Genomic DNA, 3,732 nt, shown 5'->3' with positions numbered 1-3,732 from the left:
CGAACCTCTAGATACTAAAAATCTAATCCAATTCGAACGTTATAAATTCAGCCTTCCGGGTTATAACGGTACATTCTCAGGATATGATATGAGAAGCTATACCCATTCTGATAATCCTGTACAAGGTGATACGGAATTCTATGTAATCGCGCTGTCAACTTTCTCAAAAGGTGAATTTTCTGTTGAAATGGAAGACAGAAATATCGATTCATCAATTCCTGATCAGCGATATTCGTTTCCAGTAGATGATAAATGCAACATCATTGAAACTGATATCTACAGCTGGCTTCCTGACTGCGAAAAGGAATACTGGGATTATGCAGATAAAAACAGCCATTTATCTGTAAAGGACAATTATGTTGTTTTCTGCCTTTCTCATGACGCAGGCACTGGCTTTGATTGGACTTTGAAAGGCCAAGGAAATGTGTGCTTTGAGCTTGAAGCATTAAGCAATTGCAGTTCCGAATCTGCTGTTCCTATTGACGGAGGACAAATCAATACGATCTGCGTATATAAAGCAGTCAAGGACGGATATGACAAGATATCCTACGATTTTGGAGCAGTTTATTCAAGCGGTGAGGATGTAAAAAAACACCTTTCTGCCGACTGTGTTGTTCTAGATGATGCACAGACCGTGTTGCTTAATGGCAATATTCGATTTACACTTGCTGACTATGATACCGGCGCCCCCATTGCTGTTCCCGAAGATGATATGCCTTTTATCTGGACAAATGTAAGCTACGAAACACCAGAAGGCAAATATATTCTGCAGAGTCAGCCCATCATGCTTTTAGCAAATCCGACAATTGACATGATTGCAGGATCGTACCTTGAAGCAGACAATTTTTCATTCGGATTGAGTAATCTGCCCAAAGGCTATTTAACCCCAGAAACGGATATTTCTTCCCCTGGTTATTACAACGGAAATATTGTTCCCAAAGAATATATTACCGTCAAAAAATATGATAACAACACAGCTGATATTGTATTCAGACTGAAAAAGGAGCAGAATATTCCTGAGAAAGATACTATTCGATTTAAGTTGATCGATGCGGATAATGGAAAAGCTATTAATACCGACGATTATGATTATCCGTTTGAATTAAACGCTGCTATTAGCTACTATAAGGAAGATCAGGCACTCCCATACTTTATTAGTAAAGATTTCACTGTTGATTCTAATCCTTACAACTTGGATCTCAGCGATGAAGTATCTTCAGGTTTTAATATAGATAAAATCAGCAGATTTGATACCAGTTTACGTGCAGTTCCAAGTAGCTGTGATATCAGAAAAGATGATATTCAAACAACTGTATATGACAACAACTCTATGGATATTATTGTTCCAATCAGATTTATTCCGACGGGTGATGTGAATTCTGACGGCAAATTCAAAATATCAGATCTTGTAATGCTCCAGAAATGGCTACTTGGAGTTCACGACACCGTTCTTGCCGACTGGAAGGCAGCTGACTTTTTCAATGATGACATGCTTGATATATTCGACCTGACACTTATGAGGCAAGCTCTTATCAACTGCATTTTCAAAGACGTTGTTTGGCCCGATGAGTATATTGGATATAGTACCCCATTAATGGTTCAGGAAGACGGGCTGAAATTATACCTTGGGCCTGACGAAAGCTATGACTGCGTCGCTTCTATCCCTGTGAGAACACGCATTAGAGAGCTTGGATACAATAAGAATGAAGATAAATGGTTATTTACTGAATATAACGGACAAAACGGCTGGATAAAAACAGTAAAAGATGATGGAATTACTCCTACGATAAATTATGAAGCAGTTGCAGCTAAACCCGTTATCTATCTTTATCCACAGCAGGAAACCGATGTTCATGTTGAACTGGAGCTTACAGAAGCCGAGCTCTCCACAACATACCCGAAATATAACAACGGCTGGGACGTTACAGCTTTCCCCGACGGTTCACTTCTCAACAAGGCTGACGATACACATCATAAGTATCTTTTCTGGGACGCAGTAAACTGCCGCACAAGATTTGATTTCTCAAAAGGATTTTGTGTTGCAGGCAGTGATACCGAGAGTTTCCTCAAAGAAAAGCTCACATACATGGGACTGACCGAAGAGGAAATGAATGAGTTCATCGTATACTGGCTGCCGCTAATGGAGCATAACAAGTATAACCTCATTTCTTTCCAGGGCGATACCTATACAAATTCCGCAAAACTGAACATTACTCCTACACCTGACAGCCTGCTCCGCATATTCATGACATATATTCCTCTTGAAGAAGCGGTTGATATCGAACCTCAGCAATTTGAGACCTTTGAGAGGAAGGGCTTTACAGTTGTTGAATGGGGAGGCAGTGAGTTCAAGTCATAAACATAGCAAGTATAGCACAAATCAGATATCCGCCTGCAGGCGGATATCTTTATACATAATTGCAATTTTGCTTGACGTTACGATAGTTTTATGATACGATATTATCAACAAAAGAAGCAAAAATCCATAACGCCTAAAGGAGGTTAAAAACTATGAGGATATCACGCATCTTTACTGCATTTACCACAGCAGTCTTGCTGCTGTTTTGTTCATGCAAAATCCCTGCTGATACTTTTCCGACTGTTCATGCGGAAGAAGTGTCGGATAGTATAGAGCTCCCTGAATGGGTACCGCAGAGCGATCATGCTGCCTATCAGTTCTTCACCCTTCATGGCGGAACATACATACAGGACGATCTTCTGTGCGTTACTTTCTGCAAAAGTTATTCTCCGAATGATAGTATACCGAAAGCAGAATACATTGTTTCTGTTACCGAGGGCGTAATGAAAAAAGTGTTCCATGAACAGTACCGGATCAACTCGAATATGGATATCGAAATATTCGTCTACAAGCCTGTAAGCGCAGGCAGTTTCAAGACTTCACTTACCAGTCCGTCATTGGATCCTCTTACCGATTTTGACGGTAATAATTATATACCCTCTTATGAATTTTTCGTTGATGATATGCTGAATATCACCGAAACTGATCTCTATGCCAAGCTCCCCGACTGCATAACTGAGTTCGAGGAATTCTACAAAGAGCATGACACAGTTTCAGTCATTGATGATAAGATTGTATTCTGTCTGCCAAATCCTACAAATATGTTTTCTAAATGGCAGGAGGGTTACTGTTCCGAAAACATACGTCAAACAGCAAAATGGAGCTGCTCAAAAAAGACAGAATTTGCAGGCTTTTTTGGAGGTCCGAGAGCTGTGTCGGATATTGTGGTATATGAATCAATTTCGGAAGGCCCTGTGTATATACGCTGGGACGTGGTCGATACATACCACCATGAAGATATTTACTACGGCTTTGCAGCTGCCTATCAGGATGCCTCCTTTAAAACTCCAGCCCTTTCAAAGGGAGATGCAAGAATAAAGATAACCGACTATGATACAGGCGAACCTGTGATAATTGATGAGAATACAGGTTTCAGTATTCACTGTAAATCAAGTGTTACTGACAGCAATACTCTTATCACTCCCATATCAACTAATCCCTGCATTATACCTGATCTGTGCAAGCCTGTGAAAGGCTTGCGATCCGATGAGTCTGAAAAAGGAACTATCCCTGTGACAGCCGATCCACTCGACTTCAAGCTTGTTATTCCGGATGAATATGAAATTCCAAAGGATGGATTCGGCGTTGAACTGAAAAATGCTTATATGACTATTACGGTAGTCAATGGCGAAGCATACGATATAGAATACAGG

2 protein-coding genes are annotated in these 3,732 nt (G+C 40.4%); both read left to right on the top strand.

Features of this window, described 5'->3' with window-relative positions:
• Positions 1-88: 88 nt before the first annotated feature.
• On the top strand, positions 89-2,359 hold the full coding sequence (locus tag J6U00_RS02525) for a dockerin type I repeat-containing protein (RefSeq protein WP_296578421.1): 2,271 nt from the start codon (positions 89-91) through the stop codon (positions 2,357-2,359).
• Positions 2,360-2,511: 152 nt separating this feature from the next.
• A partial coding sequence (locus J6U00_RS02520) for a hypothetical protein (protein ID WP_296578418.1) occupies positions 2,512-3,732 on the top strand: 1,221 nt, incomplete at its 3' end.

The sequence above is a fragment of the Ruminococcus sp. genome (genome assembly GCF_017650195.1).
Classification (GTDB): domain Bacteria; phylum Bacillota; class Clostridia; order Oscillospirales; family Ruminococcaceae; genus Ruminococcus.
Note: the sequence above shows the minus strand (reverse complement) of the source record. Positions and strands in the feature narration are given on the sequence as shown.